General features: G+C 68.2%; 27 protein-coding genes. 13 read left to right on the top strand and 14 right to left on the bottom strand.

Translation table 11 applies throughout. The features are described 5' to 3' along the window. Positions 1–25 precede the first annotated feature (25 nt). Both ACHAA3_RS00235 and ACHAA3_RS00230 read right to left on the bottom strand, forming a co-directional pair. Positions 26–916, bottom strand: a complete 891-nt coding sequence (locus tag ACHAA3_RS00235) for a MaoC family dehydratase (protein WP_435706915.1) — start codon at positions 914–916, stop codon at positions 26–28. Further along, positions 913–2,262: a 3-oxoacyl-ACP reductase gene (locus ACHAA3_RS00230; RefSeq protein WP_435706913.1), complete on the bottom strand. Its 1,350-nt coding sequence runs from the start codon at positions 2,260–2,262 to the stop codon at positions 913–915. Before ACHAA3_RS00230 ends, ACHAA3_RS00235 begins: the two co-directional genes overlap by 4 nt. Before the next feature lie 144 nt (positions 2,263–2,406). On the opposite strand from ACHAA3_RS00230, the gene ACHAA3_RS00225 reads away from it, so the two are divergent. Next, positions 2,407–3,810 carry an acetyl-CoA C-acetyltransferase gene (locus ACHAA3_RS00225; RefSeq protein WP_435706912.1) on the top strand — a complete coding sequence of 468 codons (1,404 nt, stop codon included), beginning with the start codon at positions 2,407–2,409 and terminating at the stop codon, positions 3,808–3,810. A gap of 117 nt (positions 3,811–3,927) precedes the next feature. On the opposite strand, the gene ACHAA3_RS00220 is transcribed toward ACHAA3_RS00225, so the two are convergent. Further along, positions 3,928–4,704, bottom strand: a complete 777-nt coding sequence (locus tag ACHAA3_RS00220) for an isocitrate lyase/PEP mutase family protein (RefSeq protein WP_435706911.1) — start codon at positions 4,702–4,704, stop codon at positions 3,928–3,930. Between the two features lie 22 nt (positions 4,705–4,726). Continuing rightward, positions 4,727–4,894 carry a hypothetical protein gene (locus ACHAA3_RS00215; RefSeq protein WP_435707571.1) on the bottom strand — a complete coding sequence of 56 codons (168 nt, stop codon included), beginning with the start codon at positions 4,892–4,894 and terminating at the stop codon, positions 4,727–4,729. A gap of 63 nt (positions 4,895–4,957) precedes the next feature. Between ACHAA3_RS00215 and ACHAA3_RS00210 the strand changes: the two genes are divergently transcribed. Further along, on the top strand, positions 4,958–5,482 hold the full coding sequence (locus tag ACHAA3_RS00210) for a ferritin (RefSeq protein ID WP_435706910.1): 525 nt from the start codon (positions 4,958–4,960) through the stop codon (positions 5,480–5,482). Continuing rightward, the gene (locus ACHAA3_RS00205; protein ID WP_435706909.1) at positions 5,475–5,903 is read left to right on the top strand and encodes an SSI family serine proteinase inhibitor; all 429 of its coding nucleotides are present in this window, start codon (positions 5,475–5,477) and stop codon (positions 5,901–5,903) included. The genes ACHAA3_RS00210 and ACHAA3_RS00205 overlap by 8 nt, the downstream gene beginning before the upstream one ends. A 1-nt stretch (position 5,904) precedes the next feature. Here ACHAA3_RS00205 and ACHAA3_RS00200 read toward each other — a convergent pair whose 3' ends face one another. The 4 genes from ACHAA3_RS00200 to ACHAA3_RS00185 form a co-directional block, all read right to left on the bottom strand. Then, positions 5,905–6,273, bottom strand: a complete 369-nt coding sequence (locus tag ACHAA3_RS00200) for a GNAT family N-acetyltransferase (RefSeq protein WP_435706908.1) — start codon at positions 6,271–6,273, stop codon at positions 5,905–5,907. 119 nt (positions 6,274–6,392) lie between these two features. Then, a complete protein-coding gene (locus ACHAA3_RS00195) occupies positions 6,393–6,662 on the bottom strand; it encodes a hypothetical protein (protein WP_435706907.1) in 270 nt (89 codons plus the stop codon). Positions 6,663–6,723: 61 nt separating this feature from the next. Next, on the bottom strand, positions 6,724–7,416 hold the full coding sequence (gene nucS, locus ACHAA3_RS00190; protein ID WP_435706906.1) for an endonuclease NucS: 693 nt from the start codon (positions 7,414–7,416) through the stop codon (positions 6,724–6,726). Beyond that, positions 7,416–7,841, bottom strand: coding sequence for a hypothetical protein (locus ACHAA3_RS00185; protein ID WP_435706905.1), 426 nt, complete (start codon positions 7,839–7,841; stop codon positions 7,416–7,418). The genes nucS and ACHAA3_RS00185 overlap by 1 nt, the downstream gene beginning before the upstream one ends. Before the next feature lie 69 nt (positions 7,842–7,910). On the opposite strand from ACHAA3_RS00185, the gene ACHAA3_RS00180 reads away from it, so the two are divergent. Both ACHAA3_RS00180 and ACHAA3_RS00175 read left to right on the top strand, forming a co-directional pair. Continuing rightward, on the top strand, positions 7,911–9,104 hold the full coding sequence (locus ACHAA3_RS00180) for a 3-hydroxyacyl-CoA dehydrogenase NAD-binding domain-containing protein (RefSeq protein WP_435706904.1): 1,194 nt from the start codon (positions 7,911–7,913) through the stop codon (positions 9,102–9,104). Positions 9,105–9,123: 19 nt separating this feature from the next. Next, complete coding sequence (locus tag ACHAA3_RS00175) at positions 9,124–9,396, top strand: hypothetical protein (protein WP_435706903.1); 273 nt, start codon at positions 9,124–9,126, stop codon at positions 9,394–9,396. 19 nt (positions 9,397–9,415) lie between these two features. On the opposite strand, the gene ACHAA3_RS00170 is transcribed toward ACHAA3_RS00175, so the two are convergent. From ACHAA3_RS00170 to ACHAA3_RS00150, 5 genes are all read right to left on the bottom strand, one after another. Beyond that, positions 9,416–10,621 (bottom strand): hypothetical protein, encoded by a 1,206-nt coding sequence (locus ACHAA3_RS00170; protein ID WP_435706902.1) that lies wholly within the window; start codon positions 10,619–10,621, stop codon positions 9,416–9,418. A 72-nt stretch (positions 10,622–10,693) separates the two neighbouring features. Next, entirely contained in the window at positions 10,694–12,031 is a 1,338-nt protein-coding gene (gene ccrA / locus ACHAA3_RS00165) for a crotonyl-CoA carboxylase/reductase (protein ID WP_435706901.1), read from the bottom strand. A 79-nt stretch (positions 12,032–12,110) separates the two neighbouring features. After that, entirely contained in the window at positions 12,111–12,563 is a 453-nt protein-coding gene (mce, locus tag ACHAA3_RS00160; RefSeq protein WP_435706900.1) for a methylmalonyl-CoA epimerase, read from the bottom strand. A 42-nt stretch (positions 12,564–12,605) separates the two neighbouring features. Continuing rightward, positions 12,606–13,121 (bottom strand): HAAS signaling domain-containing protein, encoded by a 516-nt coding sequence (locus tag ACHAA3_RS00155; protein ID WP_435706899.1) that lies wholly within the window; start codon positions 13,119–13,121, stop codon positions 12,606–12,608. Continuing rightward, complete coding sequence (locus ACHAA3_RS00150; RefSeq protein WP_435706898.1) at positions 13,118–13,462, bottom strand: PadR family transcriptional regulator; 345 nt, start codon at positions 13,460–13,462, stop codon at positions 13,118–13,120. The genes ACHAA3_RS00155 and ACHAA3_RS00150 overlap by 4 nt, the downstream gene beginning before the upstream one ends. Positions 13,463–13,604: 142 nt before the next feature. Between ACHAA3_RS00150 and ACHAA3_RS00145 the strand changes: the two genes are divergently transcribed. From ACHAA3_RS00145 to ACHAA3_RS00115, 7 genes are read left to right on the top strand one after another with little or no spacing between them, the layout of a single operon-like run. After that, positions 13,605–14,795, top strand: coding sequence for an acetyl-CoA C-acetyltransferase (locus ACHAA3_RS00145; protein ID WP_435706897.1), 1,191 nt, complete (start codon positions 13,605–13,607; stop codon positions 14,793–14,795). Positions 14,796–14,803: 8 nt separating this feature from the next. Beyond that, positions 14,804–15,814: a methylmalonyl Co-A mutase-associated GTPase MeaB gene (gene meaB, locus ACHAA3_RS00140; protein WP_435706896.1), complete on the top strand. Its 1,011-nt coding sequence runs from the start codon at positions 14,804–14,806 to the stop codon at positions 15,812–15,814. 4 nt (positions 15,815–15,818) lie between these two features. Beyond that, positions 15,819–15,977 (top strand): hypothetical protein, encoded by a 159-nt coding sequence (locus tag ACHAA3_RS00135; RefSeq protein ID WP_435706895.1) that lies wholly within the window; start codon positions 15,819–15,821, stop codon positions 15,975–15,977. A gap of 10 nt (positions 15,978–15,987) precedes the next feature. Next, positions 15,988–16,527, top strand: coding sequence for a PH domain-containing protein (locus ACHAA3_RS00130; RefSeq protein ID WP_435706894.1), 540 nt, complete (start codon positions 15,988–15,990; stop codon positions 16,525–16,527). A 22-nt stretch (positions 16,528–16,549) separates the two neighbouring features. Beyond that, the gene (locus ACHAA3_RS00125) at positions 16,550–17,482 is read left to right on the top strand and encodes a co-chaperone YbbN (protein ID WP_435706893.1); all 933 of its coding nucleotides are present in this window, start codon (positions 16,550–16,552) and stop codon (positions 17,480–17,482) included. A gap of 38 nt (positions 17,483–17,520) precedes the next feature. After that, on the top strand, positions 17,521–18,432 hold the full coding sequence (locus tag ACHAA3_RS00120) for a hypothetical protein (protein WP_435706892.1): 912 nt from the start codon (positions 17,521–17,523) through the stop codon (positions 18,430–18,432). Positions 18,433–18,437: 5 nt separating this feature from the next. Continuing rightward, positions 18,438–19,391: a hypothetical protein gene (locus tag ACHAA3_RS00115; protein WP_435706891.1), complete on the top strand. Its 954-nt coding sequence runs from the start codon at positions 18,438–18,440 to the stop codon at positions 19,389–19,391. Positions 19,392–19,469: 78 nt separating this feature from the next. Here the strand turns inward: ACHAA3_RS00115 and ACHAA3_RS00110 are convergent, their stop codons facing one another. Further along, a complete protein-coding gene (locus ACHAA3_RS00110; RefSeq protein WP_435706890.1) occupies positions 19,470–20,327 on the bottom strand; it encodes an NUDIX hydrolase in 858 nt (285 codons plus the stop codon). A 93-nt stretch (positions 20,328–20,420) separates the two neighbouring features. On the opposite strand from ACHAA3_RS00110, the gene ACHAA3_RS00105 reads away from it, so the two are divergent. Then, positions 20,421–21,128, top strand: coding sequence for an SDR family NAD(P)-dependent oxidoreductase (locus ACHAA3_RS00105; protein ID WP_435706889.1), 708 nt, complete (start codon positions 20,421–20,423; stop codon positions 21,126–21,128). Positions 21,129–21,154 lie beyond the last annotated feature (26 nt).

Below are 21,154 nucleotides of genomic sequence, written 5' to 3'. Positions count from 1 at the left end.
GCAGAGGGTGACGCTCGGTCGCGAACTACGTCAGCGGCGTGACGCGACCCACCAGGTGGGGGACCGGCTTCTTCGTGCCGACGACACCGAAGGTGATGCCGGCCTTGGGTCCTCCGGCTTGTCCGAACACGACGGTGCCGGGCAGGAAGATCGGCTTCTTGAACTCGACGTCGACCGTGAAGCCGTCGGGTAGCCTGGCGTCCAGGGCGGCGAGACAATGGGCCTTGGTCCACATGCCGTGGGCGATGTTGGACGGGAAGCCGAAGGCCTTGGCCGTCAGCGGGTGCAGGTGGATCGGGTTGCGATCGCCGGAGACCGCGCCGTAGCGACGCCCGAGATCACCGTTGAGCTTCCATTGGACGGCAGCCGGGGGAGGGTCGACGCCCTCGAGGGGTGCTGCTGCCTGCTCGGGCCCGCCACCCTTGCCACGGGAGAACAACGCGGTGCTCTCGCGCCAGACACTCTCGCCGTCGATCGTGACATCGGTGCGGAGGTCGATCAGCTGTCCCTTGGGGTGGGGGCGCAGGTCGGCCGCACGGACCGCGACGTCGAACGTCTCGTCCGGTGAGATGGGGCGCACCTGGGTGATCGTGTTGCGCAGGTGGACCAACCCCATCGGGGCGAATGGGAAGGCCGTGTCGGTCATCAGCGCCAGGTGCAGGGCGAAGGCGGCCATGTGCGGGTAGGTCGCAGGCAGCGTCGTGGACGGCTCGAACCCGCAGACCTCTCGGTACGCGCCGAGGTGCGCCGGATCGGTGGTGACGCCGCGGCGCTCGAGCACCAGGTCGGGCTCGTTGCCGCGCTGGTGTCGGATGCCCGGCAGGCCGCCGACCACCGGCAGCGCCGGCAGCACCGCCTTGAGCATCAGCGGCAGCGTCGACGGTGCTCGGTCGAAGGTGCGCGTCGTGGCACTCACGAGGCGCCGATCAGCATCTGGCCGTTGACGCCGATCACGTTGCCGCTGACGGCGGCAGAGCCCGGCTGGGCCAGCCAGGCGATCGTCTCGGCCACGTCGACGGGCAGACCGCCCTGCGACATCGAGTTCATGCGCCGGCCGGCCTCACGGATGCCGAGGGGGATGGTCGTGACCATCTCGGTCTCCATGAAACCGGGTGCGATGACGTTGGCCCGGATGCCGTCCTTGGCCGCGCGCTCGGCGAGCGACTGGATCCAGCCGATCACGCCGGCCTTGGCCGATGCGTAGTTGGTCTGGCCGTTGTTTCCGGCGATGCCGGCGATCGAGGCGATGCCGACGACGAGTCCGCCGGAGTTGATCAGACCCGCGTCGAGCAGGTGATCGGTGATGCGCTGGGGGGCGCCCACCGAGATGTCCACCACCAGCTGCCAGTTCTCCGGGGCCATGTTGCGCAGGCGCTTGTCGCGGGTGATGCCGGCGTTGTGCACGATGATGTCGACGCCGCCGTGCTTCTTCTTGATGTGCGCGGCGATGTCGGCGGGAGCCTCAGGTGCCGTGATGTCGCCGACGATGTACTCACCGCCGAGCTCGGTGGTGAGTGCCTTGAGGTCGTCGGCGAGCGCAGGGACGTCGAGGCCGATGACGGTCGCGCCGTCGCGCGCCAAGGTGCGCATGTCGGCCTCGCCGAGGCCACGCGATGCGCCCGTCACGAGCGCGACCTTGCCGGCGAGAGGCTTGGTCAGGTCCTTGACGGTGGGCGCCGAGGTGATGCCTGTGGCACCGACGCGTGTCACCTGGGCCGAGACGTAGGCCGACTTGGCGGACAGGAAGAAGCCGAGCGTCGATCCGAGAGTCTTCTCGGCCCCCTTCGACACGTAGATGAGGTTGGCCGTGGAGCCACCGTCGATCTCCTTGCCCAACGAACGGGTGAATCCCTCCAGGGCTCGCTGGGCGATCGCGGCGCGCTCGGTGGCTGCCTCGTCGACGGCACTGCCGATGACCACGATGCGTCCGCAGCTCTTGAGCTGGCGCAGTACCGGAGTGAAGAACTCCTGCAGGGCGACCAGACCCTCGGCCGAGTCGATTCCGGTGGCGTCGAACACCAGGCCCTTGTACTTCTTGCTGGGCGCCGACACGGTCGTGGACTCGATGCCGGCCGCCTTGAGCGCCGCGGCGACATTCTTGCCCAGCGAGGTGCCGGCAGCCGCTCCGTGCAGGACGGTGCCATCGACCAGCGGATCGCCCGCAGAGAACCGCTCGAGGAACGGCGGGTTCGGCAGGCCCAGGTTCTTGACGAGGAACTTGCCGATCGGGTTGTGGGCGAAGGACTGGTAGTTGTCTGACACGGTGTGTCCTAACTCTCGAATACCATCGGTATCTGAAATCTCTTCCTGACTGTAGCCTCGTCGGACAGACCCAGTCCACAGGGCTGGACGAGGCGTGTGTCACGTCACGCTCACCGTAGTCTCACCCCGCACCGAGGAGCCCCCATGGCTGAGTCCACCCCCCAGACGACCCCCGCGAAGAAGAGCACCCCGAAGAAGAGCACAGCGAAGGCGACCCCCGCGACGAAGAGTGCGGCCACCGAGGCCGCCTCGGCCTCGACGCCCGACACCGGGGGCATTCGCCGGGTCGCCGTGATCGGCGGCAACCGCATCCCGTTCGCCCGGTCCAACTCGGTCTACACCGACATCTCCAACCAGGAGATGCTCACCGCCGCACTCGATGGCTTGGTCGATCGGTTCGACCTGCGCGGCGAGCGTGCCGGCGAGTTCGTCGCTGGCGCGGTGCTCAAGCACAGCCGTGACTTCAACCTCGCCCGCGAGTCGGTGCTGGGCTCGGCCCTGTCGCCCGACACTCCGGCGTACGACATCCAGCAGGCCTGCGACACCGGCATCCAGGCGACCATCCAGGTGGCCAACAAGATTGCGCTCGGCAAGCTCGACTTCGGCATCGCCGGCGGCACCGACACCACCTCCGACGCCCCGTTGGCGGTCGGCGACAAGCTGCGCAGGATCCTGCTGGAGGCGAATCGGGCCAAGGACAACAAGGGCCGCCTGGCCGCCTTCGCCAAGATTCGCCCGGGCCACCTGGTGCCGGATCAGCCGCAGAACTCCGAGCCGCGCACCGGACTGTCGATGGGGGACAGCCAGGCGCTGACCACCAAGCAGTGGGGCATCACGCGCGAGGCGCAGGACGAGCTGGCGGTCGCGTCGCACCGCAACCTCGCTGCTTCCTACGAGCAGGGGTGGCAGGACGACCTCGTGACGCCGTTCCGTGGCGTCACGAAGGACACCAACATGCGCGCCGACTCCTCGATGGAGAAGCTGGCCAAGCTCAAGCCGGCCTTCGGCAAGAAGGACCCGGCCGCGACGATGACCGCCGCGAACTCGACCCCGTTGTCCGACGGAGCCTCCACCGTGCTGCTGGCCTCCGACGAGGAGGCGGCCAAGCGTGGGTGGCAGCCGCTGGCCTACCTGGCCGACTACGAGACGGCCGCGGTCGACTACGTCAACGGAGGCGAGGGCCTGCTGATGGCACCCGTCTACGCGGTGCCGCGGATGCTGGCTCGTCAGGGCCTGACCCTGCAGGACTTCGAGTTCTACGAGATCCACGAGGCCTTCGCCTCGCAGGTGCTCACGACGCTCGCCGCCTGGGAGGACCCCACGTTCTGCACGGACAAGCTGGGCCTCGACGTGCCGCTGGGCGCGATCGACTGCAGCAAGCTCAACGTGAAGGGCTCGTCCCTCGCAGCAGCCCACCCGTTCGCCGCCACCGGCGCCCGCATCGTGGCGAACGCCGCCAAGCTGCTGCACGAGAACGGCTCGGGCCGCGCCCTCATCTCGATCTGCGCCGCCGGCGGCCAGGGCGTCGTCGCGATCCTCGAGGCCTGAGCTCGGCGGTGATGGTTCCCCAGGTTCAGTGGGTTTCGTGTCACTCCACCTGGCGAATTTGCCCGGTGGAGTGATGGCGTTCCTACGTAACCTGGGGAACCATCACTCCGACGCGGCTCAGTTGAGCATGCGGAAGTGCGGGGGGAGGCCGCCGCCGGCGACCACGTCGCTGGCGAGGTCCTGCAGGGCCATCAGGGCGACGGACTGCGCGAACGGGCCGTAGGACACCCGGGCCACGCCGAGCTGGGCCATGCGCGCCAGAGGTACGGTGCCGGGGGCGCCGATCAGGGTCAGCTTCTGCGGACCCCACACGTCGACGATCGCGGAGATGTCGTCCTCGGACAGTCCGCCGGGAACGAACACGAGGGGAGCGCCTGCAGCGATATAGGCCGATCCGCGTTCGATCGCATCGGCGAGCACGTCGGCGTGCGGTCGGTCACCTGCTTTCACGAAGGCATCGGTGCGGGCGTTCAGCACGAAGTCGATGCCCTCGGCCTGGCCGGCAGCCAGCACCGCCTCGACGGCGGCCACGGCTTCGGCCAGCGGCTTCATCTGGTCCTCGAGGTTGGCGCCCACGATCCCGACGCCGATGGACTTGCGGGTGGTCTCGCCGGGGTCGCCGTAGCCGGCCTCCAGGTCAGCCGTGACGGGCAGCGAGGTGGCTGCGACGATCCGACCGGCGGCCTCGATCATCAGGTCGGCGGGGATGTGCTCGCCGTCCTCGTACCCGTAGGACGCAGCGATCGAGTGGCTGGCGGTGGCGAGTGCCTCGATGCCATCGACGTCCGTCACGACGCGAGCGCTGATGGCGTCCCACACGTTGACGACCTTGAGCAGGTCGGGCGCTGCGTGCAGGTCGAGGAGCCGCTGGGACTGGGCCGTGATGTCGGTCATGACACCGAGGCTACCGAGCGGGTCAGGCGGCGATCTTGGTCTTGGGCTTCGACTTCTTGTCGATCTTGACCAGCTTGCGCTTCTTGACGGTGTAACCGGGGGGAAGTGTGCCCTTCTTCATCATGACGAGAGGACAGCGCTTGCAGGCAGGTTTGTCGCTGCAGCACTTCTTCTTGGGCATCTTCGGCACGCCCCTAGACTACCAGTCGGAGGTGAGCCTCGCCTTACTTCACGCCTGTGGCACGATTCACTCATGGCAGCCCCAGCATTCGTCAGCAAGCTCAACGAACAACTCGGCCACGAGTTCGGAGCCCACCAGCAGTACATCGCGATCGCGACCTACTACGACGCGCTGACGATGCCGCAAACGGCCGCCCTGTTCTACCAGCAGGCGCACGAGGAGCGCGATCACGCCATGATGATGGTGCAGTACCTCCTCGACGCCGACGAGGTGCCCCTCATCCCGGCGCTCGCGGCCCCGCGGGCCGACTTCGCCGACGTGATCGAGCCCGTCGCGGCGGCGCTCGCCCAGGAGAAGCAGGTCACCGAGCAGATCAACGAGCTGACCCGAATCGCCCGCGAGAACAACGACTTCGCCTCCGATCAGTTCATGCAGTGGTTCATCAGGGAGCAGGTCGAGGAGGTCTCGAAGATGAGTGACCTCCTGGCCGTCGTCACACGCTCCAAGGACGACTACGAACGGATCGAGGACTGGGTCGCCCGCGAGGACGCTGGCGAGAGCGCCGACCCCACGGCCCCGCCCATCGCCGGTGCGTAGAGCGCTGCTGGCTCTCGTCGCGATGGTCGTGCTCAGCGCGTGCGGATCTGGTGGGGAGCCGTCCGCCGATGTAGCGCCGACCCCGGACGCGTCGACCGAGACGTCATTGACGATCACCGTGGTGACGGACGAGGGCGCAGCCCCGAATGTCCTGGACCTGCGGTGCGATCCGGTGGGGGGAGACCACCCCAACGCCGAGGCTGCCTGCGCGGCGCTCGTGGAGGCCGGCGGTGAGGTGGCCTTCGAGCCCACCCCTGGTGACCAGGTGTGCACCGAGATCTTCGGCGGCCCGCAGACCGCCACGATCACCGGGACCTACCGGGGCGCCGACGTCGATGCCACCTTCAGCCGCGAGAACGGTTGCGAGATCGACCGCTGGGATGCTCTCGGCACCGAGGTCTTCGACGTGCCGATGCTGTGAGTCAGGCGGCGAGTCGGGCATAGAGCAAGGCGTCCATACGACGGTCGCCGACGGGGGCGAAGGACTTCATCAACCCCTCGTGCTCGAACCCCGCCCCTTCGACGACCCGGATCGATCCGGTGTTCCACGGCTCGATGTAGGCCTCGAGTCTCATCAGTCCGGGCTGCTCGAGCGCCCAGTCGGCCGCGAGTCGCACCGCCCGGGTCGTGAGTCCGCGCCAGAACACGCCGACGAAACCGACGGATCGCTCGCTCTCGGCAGGCACGACGGCGAAGGCCCAGCCGACACCATCGATGACGCGCTGGTTCTGCCGCGTGATGTAGTCGAGGGCACTGGCGTGGCCGCCGTCCGTCGGTACAGTCGAGATCAAGGGAATCAGCGGATCGTGGGCCACCGCGAGAACCACACCTGTGTCGGAGTCGCGCCAACCGCACAGCATAGCGCTCTTGCCGCGCAGGGCAGGTACTTCCACCGATCAGGCCCGGGCGATCAGGTGGGTTCGGGAAGTCGCCGCAGCACCTCACCGAGAGTGCTCTCGATCCGGTCGATCTTGACCTCGACCGAGCCGAGTCTGCCTTCGACCTGGCCGAGTCTGCCTTCGACCGAGCCGAGTCTGCCTTCGACCTGGCCAAACTTTCGATCGACCTGGTCGAAGCGGGTACGGGTCTCGCTCCGAAAGTCATCGATCAGCTCGTAGATCGCGTCGCGGTCGTTCTCCAGGCGAGCGACTCGGAGCTCGATGTCGGCGTCGTGGGTCATGTGGCCCAAGGTGCGAGGCCGAACCGAGATGCGCCAGCATCCGGCGGATCTGCTGTGGACGCTAGAACAGCCGCAGGCTCGGGTCGTCGATTCCGCGCAGCTCGTCGTAGTTGACCACGACGCAGCTGATGCCGCGATCCTCGGCCAGCACGCGCGCCTGGGGCTTGATCTCCTGCGCGGCGAAGATGCCACGGACGGGACGCAGGCCGGGGTCGCGGTTCATCAGCTCGAGGTACCGGGTCAGCTGCTCGACGCCGTCGATGTCGCCGCGACGCTTGATCTCGACCGCGACCGAGGAGTTGGACTCGTCCTTGCAGAGCAGGTCGACCGGCCCGATGGCGGTCATGTACTCGCGGCGTACCAGCGTCATGCCGTCGCCCAAGGTGGTGGTGTGCTCGGCGAGCAGCTCCTGCAGGTGCTTCTCGACACCGTCCTTGCGCAGACCCGGATCGACGCCGAGATCGTGCGAGGTGTCGCTGAGGATCTCTTCGAGTCGGATGCGCAGGGTGTCGTCGCTCTTGGTGGCCGACACGGTCCACTCGATGACGCCGTCGTCGCCAGAACCGTCGGACACTGTGCCCTCGCGCAGCGTGCACGGCGGGCTCATCCAGTTCAGCGGCTTGTAGGAGCCACCATCGGAGTGGATCAGCACCGAGCCGTCGTTCTTGACCATGATGACCCGGGTGGCGAGGGGCAGGTGAGCTGCGAGCCGGCCGGCGTAGTCGACCTGGCAGCGAGCGATGACCAGTCGCACTACTGCCTCGTCAGGGTGCCGAGATTGAACTCGATCTGCAGGTCGTCGCCCGAACCGGACACAGTGCCTTCGTCGGTGTTGCCGTCGTCGCCGATCAGGCGCACGGTCTCGCCCTCGACCTCGTACTTGCCGACCCGAAAGTCAGTGACGCCCTGGAAGTCCTCGGAGTACGAGCCGTCCTCCTGGAAGTGCACGATCCACTCTGCGTCGGGTGCCTCCCAGTCGCCGCGGATCGCGATGGCTCCGTCCGTGGACGAGTCGACGGATGGGGTGGCGCTGGGAGAAGGTGTCGGAGAGGCGGTCGACGTCGTCGAGGGGCTGCTCGGGTCGGCCTGATCGGCGCCGTCGGACCCGCCACAGGCGGAGAGAGCGGTGGCCGATGCCGCAACTACGGCCCATGTGGCGACGGTCATACGCGTGTTCATGGCATCTCGCTTCTCTCGACGGGAGGTCACGTTAGTGTGTCACGAGCCCGAACCTACTCAGGAGTAGCCATGCAGGAGATCGTCGACCAGTTCAACGGCACCGGAGCAGACGCTGACATCGCGCGCACGCTGTTGCTGCCCTACCTCAACCACGCTGCCACGATGTACGAGAGCGGCTACGCGACCGCACCCGACATCGATGCGGCGATGCGTTTTGGTTGCGGCTACCCGATCGGCCCCTTGGCGCTGGTCGACGCGCTCGGCGCCAAGGCCGTGGCATCGGGTCTGGACGATCTGTTCGCCCGCACCGGCGACGAGCTGCACCAGGCCGCGGCCGTGCTGACGGCGCAGGCCAGCAACGGTGGAACCTTCGCGGCGGCCGGGGCCGATGCCGACCAGGCCGAGCCCGCGTTCGCGCACACGATCGAACGGGTCGGCGTCGTGGGCACCGGCACCATGGCCTCGGGAATGGTCGAGGTGTTCGCCAAGGCCGGCTACGACGTCACCTTCGTCGGCCGCAGCACGGACAAGGTCGATGGCGTCATCGCAGCCATCACCAAGAGCCTCGACAAGGCGATCGCACGCGGCAAGATCGATGAGGACGTCAAGTCGAGCGTGCTGGGTCGTCTGACCGGCGCCACGGAGCGCGAGGCGCTGGCCGACGCCGACATCATCGTCGAGGCCATCGCCGAGGATCTGGCGATCAAGCTCGAGCTGTTCGCCGATCTGGACCGGATCGCCAAGCCGGGCGCGATCCTCGCGACGACGACCTCGTCACTGTCGATCAACGCCTGCGCGGCAGCCACCGGACGTCCGCAGGACGTCATCGGCATGCACTTCTTCAATCCTGCGGCGGTCATGAAGCTGGTCGAGGTCGTCACGGCCGACGACACCTCCGTCGAGGTCGACGCGACGGTGCGGGCCCTGTGCCTGGCCACCGGCAAGCATCCGGTCTCGTGTGGAGATCGCGCCGGGTTCATCGTGAACGCACTGCTGTTTCCGTACCTCAACGACGCGATCAAGCTGAACGAGGCCGGTGGCGCCTCCCTGACCGAGATCGACGACGCGATGAAGGCCACCCAGCTGCCGCTGGGACCGTTCCAGCTGCTCGATGTCGTGGGCACCGACGTGTCGCTGGCGATCCAGCGCTCGCTCGTCTCGACCTTCGGACACGCTGGTTGGCAGCCGGCCCCGGCCCTGGAGAGCGCCGTGGCGCAGGGGCGACTGGGCCGCAAGACCGGCGAGGGCTTCCACGCCTACTGAGCGTCCCTAGGATGGTCGGGTGCCCCGTCGACACAGCCGCCGCCCCACGGAGCGGCCGCCTGCGCGGGCGGGGTCCTCCGACCACGTCGAGGTACGCGCCTCGGGGGAGTGGAACGTGCGCCCGTTGGCGGGGTCGCAGCGCGAGTACACCTGCCCCGGATGCCACCGACCGGTGCGCCCGGGCGTGGGGCACGTGCTCGTGTGGCCGGTCCAGAAGGCATTGCTCAGCGCCGAGGCCATCGACGAGCGACGCCACTGGCACACCGACTGCTGGCGGCGCGGCCTGTCCTGAGGGGTCCCGCCTGAGCGGACTACCTGTCGTTCGCCGTGCCATCCTTGGCCGCGGCCGCAGACGGGTCTTGCTTGGTCTGGGCCTGCTCGTCCTGGACTTGCTGGACCGGGGCCTGCTTGTCCTGAGCCTGCTTGTCCGGCGCCTGCTTGCCTGGGGTCGCGTGCTTGGCTCCGGAGGTCTCACCCGAGGTGTCGGTGGTGAAGGTCGAGACGATGTCGCGCAGCTGGCCCATCTGAGCCACGATGCCGTCGCGCCTGCGTTGCAGCTCCTCGACCTCCGAGCGCAGCGATCGCGTCTGACGCTCGGTGTCGGTGGCCGCGCTGGCCCGGGAGTGCTCGGCGTCGGCCCGGGCTCCGCTGATCAGCTGCGCTGCGTCCTTCTTCGCCGCCTCGATGAGGCGGGTGGACTCCACGCTGGCCGCGTCCCGCGACTTCGTGGCCTGAGCCATGATGTCGCGAGCGCGGGTGTCAGCGGCCGCTGCGCGTGACTCGGCATCAGAGACCAGCTGCTGGGTCTGCTGGGTGGCTGACTGGTGCGCCTCCGTGGCTTCTCGGGCGAGCCGCTCTCGCTCGACCGCCAGCACACGGCGGGCCTCGGTGACCTCACGGTCGGCTGCGGCGCGGGCCTGCTCGACCTCGCGGGTGGCCCCCAGGCGCATGTTCTGTGATTCCTGCTCGGCGCCGAGCTTGAGCTGGGCCGCCTCCCGCTCGGCGTGGGCCCGGAGGTCCTCGGAGTGCGCCTTGGCATCGGCGTGCAGTGCCTCGGCCTCCTCGAGCAGCGTGGTGCGACGGTCGTCGATCTCCGCCGTGGCCTGCGCCTTGGCGCCCTCGGCAGACTTGCGAGCCCCGGCGAGCATGACGGTGGCCTCGTCCTGAGCGTTGCGCACCATCTCCTCGGAATCGCGCGCGGCGCGACTGCGCACGTCCTCGGCCTCCTGCTCGGCAAGACCGAGCAGCTGGGCGGCGTGATTGCCCAGACCTGTGTAGGTCGGCTTCTCGACGGCTTCCACGCGGTCCTTGAGCTTCTCGATCAGCTCGCGCAGGTTCGCGTTCTCGTCCTCGGCGGTCCTGAGTGCCTGGGCAGCACGCTTCAGCTCGGCGGTCTGCGTGCGGGCCCATGTGTCGACGGCATCGCTGTCGTACCCGCCGCGACGTGCGAGCGGGAACGAGGCGTCGGCCGACTTGCGGGCGGCATCGAGGACGGATTTGGCGAGCTGATCAGACATGAGCATCCAAGGTCGTCGAGTGGAGAGGGACGATCGTCAGCATACCGGCCCCCACCACCGCCGAGAACCCGCTCAGACCCCGCGGAAGCGGTTGATGGCGTCGAGGTGGATCGCCCGCTTCTCGGGGTCGCGGACGCCCAGGCCCTCTTCGGGCGCCAGGCACAGGACGCCGACCTTGCCCTGGTGAGAGTTGCGGTGCACGTCGAGCGCCGCCTGCCCGGTCTCGGCCAACGGGTACACCTTGGAGACGGTGGGATGGATGAGTCCCTTGTCGATCAGGCGGTTGGCCTCGAACGCCTCGCGGTAGTTCGCGAAGTGCGAGCTCTTGATGTTCTTCAGGTTCATCCACAAGTAGCGGTTGTCGTACTGGTGCATGTAGCCCGAGGTCGACGCGCAGGTGATGATCGTGCCGCCCTTGCGCGCGACGTAGACCGAGGCGCCGAAGGTCTCGCGGCCCGGGTGCTCGAAGACGATGTCCGGGTCCTCGCCGCCGGTCAGCTCGCGGATCTTCTTGCCGAACCTCTGCCACTCCTTGGGATCCTGGTTGTTCTCGTCCTTCCAGAATGCGTAGTTCTCGGCCGAGCGGTCGATGACGTGCTCGGCGCCGAGCGACCGTACGATCTCGGCCTTCTCCGGCGAGGAGACGACGCACACCGGGATGGCTCCACCGTTCAGTGCCATCTGGGTGGCGTATGAACCGAGCCCACCAGAGGCGCCCCAGATCAGCACGACGTCGCCCTGCTTCATGTTGGCGCCGTTCTTGGACACCAGCTGGCGGTACGCGGTGGAGTTGACCAGACCGGGGCTCGCCGCCTCTTCCCAGGTGAGGTGGTCCGGCTTGGGCATCAGCTGGTTGGCCTTCACGATCGCCAGGTGGGCCAGTCCGCCGAAGTTGGTCTCGAATCCCCAGATGCGCTGCTGGGGATCCATCATCGTGTCGTCGTGACCGTCGGGGCTCTCCAGCTCGACCGACAGGCAGTGGGCCACGACCTCGCGGCCCGGCTTCCACAGGTTGACGCCGGGACCGGTGCGCAGCACGACGCCGGCCAGGTCCGAGCCGACGACGTGGTACGGCAGATCGTGGCGCTTGGTGTACTCGGACAGGCGGCCGTACCGCTCGAGGAACGAGAAGGTCGAGACGGGCTCGAAGATCGACGTCCAGACCGTGTTGTAGTTGATCGCGCTGGCCATGACGGCCACGAGGGCCTCGCCGGGCGCGAGTTCGGGGATGGCGACGTCGTCGAGGTGCAGGCTCTTGCGCGGGTCCTTCTCCTTGCTGGGTACTCCCTCGAACATGTCGACGTCGTCCTTGTGGACGGTGATGGCCTTGTACGAGTCGGGCAGGGCGATGGAACCGAAGTCCTCGGCGGGCGTGTCGCCGGCGAGGATCGCGTCGAGAATGTTCTGCACAGTGGGACCTCCTGAGGTGTCCCGGCGATGTTACCTATCCGTAACCGAGCGGGCTACGGCGTTCGGTGTGATCCAAGCCTCAATGTGCAGGCTCGACCAGCTCGACGAGCACGCCGCCAGCATCCTTGGGATGCACGAAGTTGACCCGGCTGTCGGAGGTTCCGCGACGGGGTGCGTCGTACAGCAGACGGACGCCGCGGTCACGCAAGATCTGCGAGACCGCCTCGATGTCGGCGACGCGATAGGCCAGCTGCTGGATGCCCTGACCATTGCGCGCGATGAACTTCGCGATGGTCGACTCCTCGCTCAGTGGCGCGAGCAGCTGGATGCGGGTGCCCTGCGGTCCCTGGGACTGGTCGCCGACCGCCAGCATGGCCTCACGCACCCCTTGCTCCTCGTTGACCTCCTCGTGCACCGCGTGCAGACCGAAGGTGGAGGCGTAGAACTCGAGGGCGTCATCGAGATCGGGCACCGCGATGCCCACGTGATCGACGGCCAGGAGCAGGTGTTCGGGGACGAGTGCATCAGACATGCGAATGAGCGTAGGCCAGGAAGCGCCGAGGTGGTGGTCGGGTCAGGCGAATAGATGGATCGCAGCGACGGATACCAGCACGATCGCGATCGGTGTGCCCACGAGGATCCCGATCGCCCAGGGCTTCCCCGTCACCATGTCCTCGCCCGTGCGGGGGTCGGCCACGCGCGTCGACCGACGTCGCACCGCGAGGGCTCCCGGCACGCCGATCGCCAGGCCGAGGACGATCCAGAGCCATCCGGAGCGGCCCAGGTACAGGTCGTCGAGCAGTACCGCGAACAGGCCCTGGGCGACCAGCCAGCCGGCGGCGAACGACCAGATCACGGTGAGCGTGGTGAACCACCACGGCCCCGTCCGGTGCTCGGTCGTCAGGGTGGCCGCGTAGTCACGGGGGATGCCGAAGGCCTCGGTCGGGTGCTCGCCCGTGTCGGCGACGTGGCTCTCGACCTCCGCGACGATCTCGCCGATGCGATCGCCGGGGACGTTCTTGAGTCGAAGGGCCAGGATCAGCTCCTGGCGATAGCTGGCGAGGGTGGTCTCGTCGGATCGTTCGCTCATGTCGCACTCCTGGTGTGGGGGAGCAGGCCGGCGGCCCGCTCGGTGAAGGACGCCCACGCTGCGGCGCGTGCGTCGAGGTGGGCTCGGCCCTGTTCGGTGACGGCGAAGAACTTGCGGCCCGGCCCGCCGACGCCTTCGCGCCAGGACGAGGTCAGCAGCTCGTCTGCTTCCAGTCGATTCAGGATCGGATAGAGCGTTCCGCCCTTGATGGTGCCCAGTCCGGCTGCCTGGAGCCGTTGGCCCACCGCGTAGCCGTAGGTCTCCTCCTCGGCCACGATCGCAAGGGTGGCCAGCGGCAGCACGGCTCGGAGCCACTCGGTCGGCAGGTTGTCGGAGCTCATGACTAGAACCTATTCGTCACTAGTCAGGGAGTCAAACTAGTTGGACGGCTGAAGTGTGCCGGTGGGTGCCTGTGACAGTTACCGCTGGGTACAGTTCGACTCACGTCTTTGTTCACGTCCAACGTCGTTTTCAGGAGCACTCATGACCCAGTCCGTCATCGTCGCCGGAGCCCGCACCCCCATCGGACGCCTGCTCGGAGGGTTCAAGACCCTCTCCGGTTCTGACCTCGGTGGTCTGGCCATCCAGGGTGCGCTGAGCAAGTCCGGCGTGTCCGGCGACCAGGTCGACTACGTCATCATGGGACAGGTGCTCACCGCAGGAGCCGGCCAGATCCCCGCTCGCCAGGCGGCGCACAAGGGCGGCATCCCGCTGAACGTGCCCGCGTTGACCATCAACAAGGTGTGTCTGTCGGGCATCAACGCCATTGCTCTGGCCGACCAGCTGATCCGCGCCGGTGAGCACGAGATCGTCGTCGCCGGTGGACAGGAGTCCATGACGCAGGCGCCGCACATGCTGCTCGGGTCGCGCGAAGGCACCAAGTACGGCGACACCAAGCTGACCGACCACATGGCCTACGACGGACTGTGGGACGCGCTGACCGACCAGGCCATGGGCGGTCTGACCGAGCAGATCAACGCCGACCAGCAGAAGTTCACCCGCGAGGAGCAGGACGCATTCAGCGCCCGGTCGCACCAGCGAGCCGCCGAGGCCCAGAAGAACGGCCTGTTCGACGAGGAGATCGTGCCGGTCGAGATTCCGCAGCGCAAGGGCGATCCGGTCGTCGTGGGACAGGACGAGGGGGTGCGGGGCGACACGACCACCGAGTCGTTGGGCAAGCTGCGTCCGGCGTTCGACAAGAACGGAACCATCACGGCTGGCTCCGCCAGTCAGATCTCCGACGGTGCCGCTGCCGTGATCGTGATGAGCAAGGACAAGGCCGTCGAGCTCGGCCTGACGTGGATCGCCGAGATCGGCGCGGCTGGCGTCGTCGCGGGACCGGACTCCAGCCTGCAGAACCAGCCGGCCAACGCAATCGCGCTGGCGTGTGAGAAGGAAGGCATCACGCCCGCCGATCTCGACCTGATCGAGATCAACGAGGCGTTCGCGGCCGTGGGCATCGCCAGCGCCAAGGAGCTCGGTGTCAGCGAGGACATCATCAACGTCAACGGCGGTGCGATCGCTCTGGGTCACCCCATCGGTGCCAGCGGCGCCCGCATCGCCCTGCACCTGGCGCTGGAGTTGAAGCGTCGCGGTGGTGGCATCGGTGCGGCCGCCCTGTGCGGTGGCGGCGGTCAGGGCGACGCCCTGATCATCCGCGTGCCGAAGGCCTAGAGGCCACCGTGACCCGCCCCGACGACGTCGAGACCCTGGTCGCCGGCGCGCGGGACGGGTCCGCCCGCGCGGTGGCGCGGCTGATCTCGCTGGTCGAGGATCGGTCGGCGCTGCTGCGCGAGGTGAGTGCTGCGCTGGCGCCCACGGCTGGCCGAGCGCACGTTGTCGGCCTCACGGGCTCGCCTGGCGTGGGCAAGTCGACGTCGACCTCGGCCTTGGTGTCCCGCCTGCGTGAGGTCGGCCGCACGGTGGGTGTGCTGGCCGTCGATCCCACCTCGCCATTCACCGGCGGTGCGCTGCTCGGCGACCGCATCCGCATGCAGGATCATGCCACCGACGCCGGGGTGTACATCCGCTCGATGGCCAGTCGTGGGCATCTGGGCGGACTGTCGACCTCGGCCCCCCAGGCCCTGCGCGTCTTCGACGCGGCCGGGTGCGACATCGTGCTGGTCGAGACCGTCGGCGTGGGCCAGTCCGAGGTCGAGATCGCCGGAATCGCCGACACCACACTGGTGCTGCTGGCACCGGGCATGGGTGACGGCATCCAGGCCGCCAAGGCGGGCATCCTCGAGATCGGCGACATCTTCTGCATCAACAAGGCCGACCGCGACGGCGCGGAGTCGACGCGTCGCGAGCTGCGGAGCGTGCTGGCGATGAGCGCGGGGCGCGACGGCTGGAAGCCGCCCATCGCCATGACGGTCGCCACCACCGGTGACGGCCTGGACGCGCTCGTCGAGCAGATCGATGCGCACCGAGCCCATCTGCGAGACAGCGGCGGCCTGCAGCGTCGCCGTCTGTCTGGTGCGCGCCGCGAGATCGAGGCACTCGCCGTGGCCGCCGTGCAGGAACGGTTAGCGCACGTGTCTGGTCACGCGGATCTGGAAAGCCTGGCCGAACAGGTCCTGGCGGGGACCAATGATCCGTTTGCAGCCGCAGATGCCCTGGTGGCGGGTCTGGAGCGACACGACACGCAGGACAACGAGGTTGCAGTGACTGACGTGACGCGTGGGACACAATGATGTCGTGCTCAAGAAGGTTGTCGCGGTGCTCATCCTCGGATTCGCCGTGTTCTATCTGCTCACCGCCCCCGCAGGCGCGGCCGATGCCGTGTCCAATGCGGCCGGCGCGGTGATGGATGGCTTCGCCCAGGTTGGCGTCTTCGTCAACGAGCTCGTCGCGTAGGGGTAGACCGATGCTGCAGTCGGTGCTGAACCGCCTGCCCGAGCAACAGGTCGAGCGGCATCTGCTGTCCGAGCAGGGCGAGCACGTCGTCGATCTCGTGCGCCACCACCCGATCGTGTACTGGCAGGCATCGACCGAGCTTCTGGTCGTCGCCGCGCTGTGGGTCGCCGCGGTCTTCGGGCCGATATCGCTGGGATGGTTCTTCATCATCGCGGCTTGTGCCCTCGGGGTCCACGCGCTCTACGTGATGGCGCGCGAGCACCGCGACGTCTTCGTCATCACCAACATGCGCGTCTTTCGTGCCAGTGGCGTCTTCTCGGTGCGGATCGCCACGATGCCACTGCGCCGCATCCTGGACATCACGGTGGAGAAGCCGTTCCTCGGCCGGATCCTCGGTTACGGCCACTTCGTCTTCGAGTCGGCCGCTCAGTCGCAGGGGCTCCGCGACATCCGTTTCATCGGTGATCCGGACGGACGCGACCTGACCATCCAACGAGTCGTGCAGGGGAGCGGACTGCGGGGCAGCTCGGACCAATTCCTCAGCGAGTGAGTCCGCTTCCTACACTGCAGGTATGACTTTCTCGCGTCACGGAGCCATGGACCTGTCCGCACTCAAGCAGCCTCCGGCCGGCCAGCAACCTCCCGGCGCCGCGGCGCCCATGTCCGGAGGGGGTGGATCGTGGGTGCTGGACGTCTCCGAGGCGAACTTCCAGGACGTCGTGCAGTCCTCGATGTCGCACATCGTGGTGCTGAGCCTGTGGTCCCCACGGTCGCCGGAGAGCGCTGCGTTCAACGACACCGTCGCGGCGATCGTCAACGGTCACCAGGGCAAGATCCTGTTCGCTCGCGTCGACGTCGACGCCAACCCGTCGGTGGGCCAGGCCCTGCAGGTGCAGGCTGTGCCGGCCCTGTTCGGGCTGGTCAAGGGTCAGCCTGTCCCGCTGATGCAGGGCACCGCCGACGAGGCGGAGGTCCGCTCGCTGTTCGATGAGCTGCTCAGTCTTGCCGTTCAGCACGGTGTCACCGGTGTTGCTGCCCCCGTCGGCGCAGCGCCCGAGGTCTCGCCCGAGGGCGAACCGGACGAACCGGCCGACGACCCACGATTCGCCGAGGCGGATGCTGCCTTCGCCGAGGGCGACCTCGACCGGGCCGTCGCCGAGTACGAGAAGATCCGCGCGCAGTACCCCGCCGACGACGAGGTGTCCGAGCGGCTCGCCGGGGTTCGCCTGATGTCACGTGCGTCCGGCGCCGATCTGCAGGCCGCGCGGGCGGCTGCCGCCGATGCGCCCGACGACGTCGAGGCCCAGATGCTGATCGCCGATCTCGACGTGTCCGGCGGGCATGTCGACGATGCCTTCGACCGCCTGATCGGACTCATCGGCCGATTGCCCGCAGACGAGCGCGAACCGGTGCGCGAGCGGCTCATCGAGCTGTTCACGGTGGTCGGCCTGACCGACCCGCGGGTCGGCACGGCTCGACGCGCCCTGGCGCGGGCCCTGTTCTGACCGGTAGCGGCGCCGGTGGCCGGTAGGGTCGGCTCACCATGAAGACGGCGACGGGGTGGGCGATCTCGGCGATCGGCGTCGTCCTCGCTCTGGCTGGCGTCGCGCTCATGGTCGTGCTCGGACCCGACAACCGCATCGTGACCGGTCCCCATCCGGTCGACGTGGAGGGCTCGGTCGTCGTCACGGGCCCGCGGGTGATCCGCTGGACTGATGCCCAGGTCGACATCCTGGCCGAGCTCCCGGCTCAGAAGCCGATGTTCCTGGGCATCGGCAACAGTGTCGACGTCGAGAGTCTGGTCGACGGCGCCGAGCGGGTCGAGGTCACCGGGTTCGACACCCCGTGGGACCCCACGACCCGGGTCGTCGACGGGCGTCCGAGCGTGCAGGCTGCCCCGACGTCGCTGGACTGGTGGCTCGCCGACTCTGCCGGTCTGGGGGGAGCCAGCATCAGCCTGCGCCTGCCCGAGGAGCCGGTGTCGCTGGCGATCGTCTCGATCGGCGCCTCGAATCTGTCGGGCCTCCAGGTCACCTTGGCTTACGGGATTCAGGGTGGCTTCACCCGTGGCATCGGGCTGCTGCTGCTGGGTCTGGGGGGAGTGCTGGTCGGTCTCGTGGTGCGCCGGCGCCCCGCCGACGGTGGCGTGCTCGACGAGCTGGTGGAGACCGACGAGGGGATCGTCTACGTCGTGGGGGACGACGACGGAGTCGAGCGCGAGCTCACCGCGGATGAAATCGAGGCCGGGGGCTTCGTCGTGACGGACGACGAGATGCCGCCTCCTCCCGAGCTCGTGCCCGAGCCCACTGAGCCGGCGGCGAGGGTGATGTACGTCTTCGTCGACGAGGATGGTGTCGAGCACGAGGTCTCCGAGGATGAGTTGGACGAGTTCGAGATCGTGGAGGACGACGACGTGGGCCCTGCGGGCGCCGGCGAGGAGGGCGAGTCCCGATGACACCAGTGAGGCGCCTGAGCGTGCTCGGTCTCGTGCTGGGACTCGTGCTGGCCGGATGCGCCGTGCCGCGCGAGCGCGAGGTCGAGACGATCGACAAGATCGCGGCCTCCGACGACGACGTGCTGGGTGTCTACACCCGTTATCGCGAGGTCCGCAATGCTGCGATCGAGCTGCTGGATCCCAAGCCGTTGTCGACGATCGAGACCGGAGCGACGCTGGCCATCGATGCTGGTTCCTTCGAGGTGGCCCAGCGGCTCAGCACCACCCGTGAGGAGACGACCGGCGACATCGAGGTCCTGGACATCAAGACGCCCCGGTTCGAGAAGTACCCGCTCTGGTACTACTCCGTGGTGCGCGACGGCGCACGTGGGGTGCAGCGGGTGCAGATCTTCGAGCGGGCCTCAGCAGTCGAACCGTGGTTGCTGGTCTCGACGCCAGAGACACTCGCCGACACGAGCCTGCCCTCGATCCGCATGTCCGACGGTGCAGCTCGGCGGGTCAGTCCGGCGGACGGCGCTGGGATGGCGATGTCGATCGACGAAGCGGCCGAGGCCTACGTCCGCACGCTCACCGACCCGACCGCTGCGGAGGCCGACACGATCGAGGAGGACTCGTTCATCGACCAGATGCGCGAGGCCGCGGCGGTCAACGCGTCGCTCGATGGCGTGGGGTTCTCCCAGGAGTGGGAGGCCGAGGACGTGCAGTACACGCTGCGCACCAGTGATGGCGGGGCCCTCGCGTTCGTGACCCTGCTGCGTACCGACAGCTACACGGTCGAGGACGGACTGCAGGTCACCTGGCCGCCCGGATCGCCACAGCAGGCCTTCCTGGCCGACGGCGTGCAGGGGTCGGGAGTCCTGAGCTACTACCACCAGATCCTGGTCTACCTGCCCGGAGGCAACGACAAGCCGCGCGCGCTCGGACAATTCGGCGGCGTCGTCAGCGGCGACGTCGGCTGAGCAAGACGCCCCAACTTTTGTAGCGGTACGCAGGTTCAGATGTGCTTCTCGCCTGCCAAAGGCTACAAAAGTTGGGGGTCAGGGCCCTTCGGGCGCCTCGCGGTAGGGGCGGTTGTCGCCGTCGCTGAGTCCCTCGAGCAGTGCGACGGTGGCGGCGGTGGCCTTCTCGCGGATCGTGGCGGGGTCGCACCAGTGGACGGCCTTGATCTCGGTCGGCTGCAACGACATCGACTCGGTGATCGCAGCGTCGACCGTGCCGAGGTCGAACAAGAAGATGCAGGCGTCATCCCAGCCGCGCCAGGCCGGCAACCAGTTGACGGTCACGAGCCCGCGGATCTCGGCCTCGATGTCCAGCTCCTCGCGCAGCTCGCGCACCAGGCCCAGCGCCGGGGACTCGCCCACCTCGACCACGCCGCCGGGCAGGTCCCACTCGCGCTTGTAGGTGAGCTCGCACAGCAGCACCCGTCCCTGCTGGTCGCGCAGCAGTCCCTGACCGATCGCGCGCTTGGTGGGCAGGCCCGCGTTCAGGATCGCGATGAATCCGTCGCGCCCGCCGGTGGGCGGATCGTCGACGAGGCGGGCCATGAGGGCGCGATCAGGATCCGAGCCGGCGCCGCGCAGGATGCCTTCGCGGCGAAGCCCGGAGATCGACGCGGCGCGGACGTCGTCAGTGCGATCAACCGGGATGCGCGCCTCGACCCGCGTGGCGTCGAGCTCGTCGAAGGCGTGGGGGATGGCCAGTCGCAAGACACGCACGGCCAGCGCCAGAGCGTGCTCACCCATGTTCCAGCGAATGGACACGGTGCGCGCGCTCTCGCGACGGAACGCGAGGGTGCCGACCCGCTCGCCGGCGTGCTCGACGGCGAAGCCGATCAACTGATCCGATCCCGAAGTTGGCTCCAGGACGAGGTCCTCGTCGCGCAGGCTGCTGCTCACGCGTCCACCGTAGGCGAGACCTGCCGAGCCGCGCATCCGGCGCTAGCGTGGAGTCACGGTTCGGACCGGACTCGTGGATGAGGGGCCTCGCTGATGGAGCTGTCGGGAGCACGGGTGCTGGTCGTCGGTGGAACCGGAGTGCTGGGCGCAATGATGGCGACGGCGCTCGTCGATCGCGGCGCCCGCGTCGTCGTCACAGGACGTGACGAGGGCAGGCTGGCCACGATCGCTGCAGCGGTCGGCACCGAACCGATTCGCCTCGACGTCGTCGACGACCAGGCCTGCGCTGCGGCCGTGGCCTCCGCCGTCGACCAGCTCGGTGGTCTGGACGGACTTGTCGTCGCCACGGGCGTGCCAGCCTTCGGGCCAGCGGTCGAGACCGATCCGGCCGTCGCCGAAGAGCTGTTCGCCGTCAACACGCTGGGTCCGATGTCCCTGGTGCGCGCCGCCGCTCCCCACCTGGCCGAGCGAGACGACCACGACGGGTTCGTCGCCGTGCTGTCCGCCATCCTGGCGGACCTGCCGACCAACCAGATGGCCGAGTACTCGGCATCGAAGAGCGCCCTGTCGGCCTGGCTGGACGTCCTTCGCCGCGAGAACCGGCGTCAGTTCGCGGTCCTGGACGTGCGCCCACCCCACCTGGACACCGGTCTGTCCGATCACCCGTTGGCCGGCACCGCCCCGAAGCTGCCCGATCCGCTGGCTGGTCAGGTCGTGGTCGACACCATGGTGCGCGCGATCGAGCAGGGCGCGCACGAGATCACGTGGGATCCGAAGGCGAAGGAGCTGACGATCTCGTAACCGAGCAGGACTGCAAAGAAGTGTTT

It is taken from the genome of Aeromicrobium sp. CF3.5, assembly GCF_051262695.1.
Taxonomy (GTDB): domain Bacteria; phylum Actinomycetota; class Actinomycetes; order Propionibacteriales; family Nocardioidaceae; genus Aeromicrobium.
This window is presented reverse-complemented; position numbering and strand designations above follow the sequence as displayed.

Coding starts and splice junctions, on each gene's coding strand:
- ACHAA3_RS00210 (WP_435706910.1), top strand. CDS start 4,958: ATGGCAGCCCCAGCATTCGTCAGCAAGCTCAACGAACAACTCGGCCAC.
- ACHAA3_RS00155 (WP_435706899.1), bottom strand. CDS start 13,121: ATGAGCGAACGATCCGACGAGACCACCCTCGCCAGCTATCGCCAGGAG.
- ACHAA3_RS00220 (WP_435706911.1), bottom strand. CDS start 4,704: ATGACCGACATCACGGCCCAGTCCCAGCGGCTCCTCGACCTGCACGCA.
- ACHAA3_RS00130 (WP_435706894.1), top strand. CDS start 15,988: ATGCTGCAGTCGGTGCTGAACCGCCTGCCCGAGCAACAGGTCGAGCGG.
- ACHAA3_RS00145 (WP_435706897.1), top strand. CDS start 13,605: ATGACCCAGTCCGTCATCGTCGCCGGAGCCCGCACCCCCATCGGACGC.
- ACHAA3_RS00225 (WP_435706912.1), top strand. CDS start 2,407: ATGGCTGAGTCCACCCCCCAGACGACCCCCGCGAAGAAGAGCACCCCG.
- ACHAA3_RS00125 (WP_435706893.1), top strand. CDS start 16,550: ATGACTTTCTCGCGTCACGGAGCCATGGACCTGTCCGCACTCAAGCAG.
- ACHAA3_RS00150 (WP_435706898.1), bottom strand. CDS start 13,462: ATGAGCTCCGACAACCTGCCGACCGAGTGGCTCCGAGCCGTGCTGCCG.
- ACHAA3_RS00195 (WP_435706907.1), bottom strand. CDS start 6,662: ATGACCCACGACGCCGACATCGAGCTCCGAGTCGCTCGCCTGGAGAAC.
- ACHAA3_RS00170 (WP_435706902.1), bottom strand. CDS start 10,621: ATGTCTGATCAGCTCGCCAAATCCGTCCTCGATGCCGCCCGCAAGTCG.
- ACHAA3_RS00185 (WP_435706905.1), bottom strand. CDS start 7,841: ATGAACACGCGTATGACCGTCGCCACATGGGCCGTAGTTGCGGCATCG.
- ACHAA3_RS00180 (WP_435706904.1), top strand. CDS start 7,911: ATGCAGGAGATCGTCGACCAGTTCAACGGCACCGGAGCAGACGCTGAC.
- ACHAA3_RS00105 (WP_435706889.1), top strand. CDS start 20,421: ATGGAGCTGTCGGGAGCACGGGTGCTGGTCGTCGGTGGAACCGGAGTG.
- ACHAA3_RS00120 (WP_435706892.1), top strand. CDS start 17,521: ATGAAGACGGCGACGGGGTGGGCGATCTCGGCGATCGGCGTCGTCCTC.
- mce (WP_435706900.1), bottom strand. CDS start 12,563: ATGTCTGATGCACTCGTCCCCGAACACCTGCTCCTGGCCGTCGATCAC.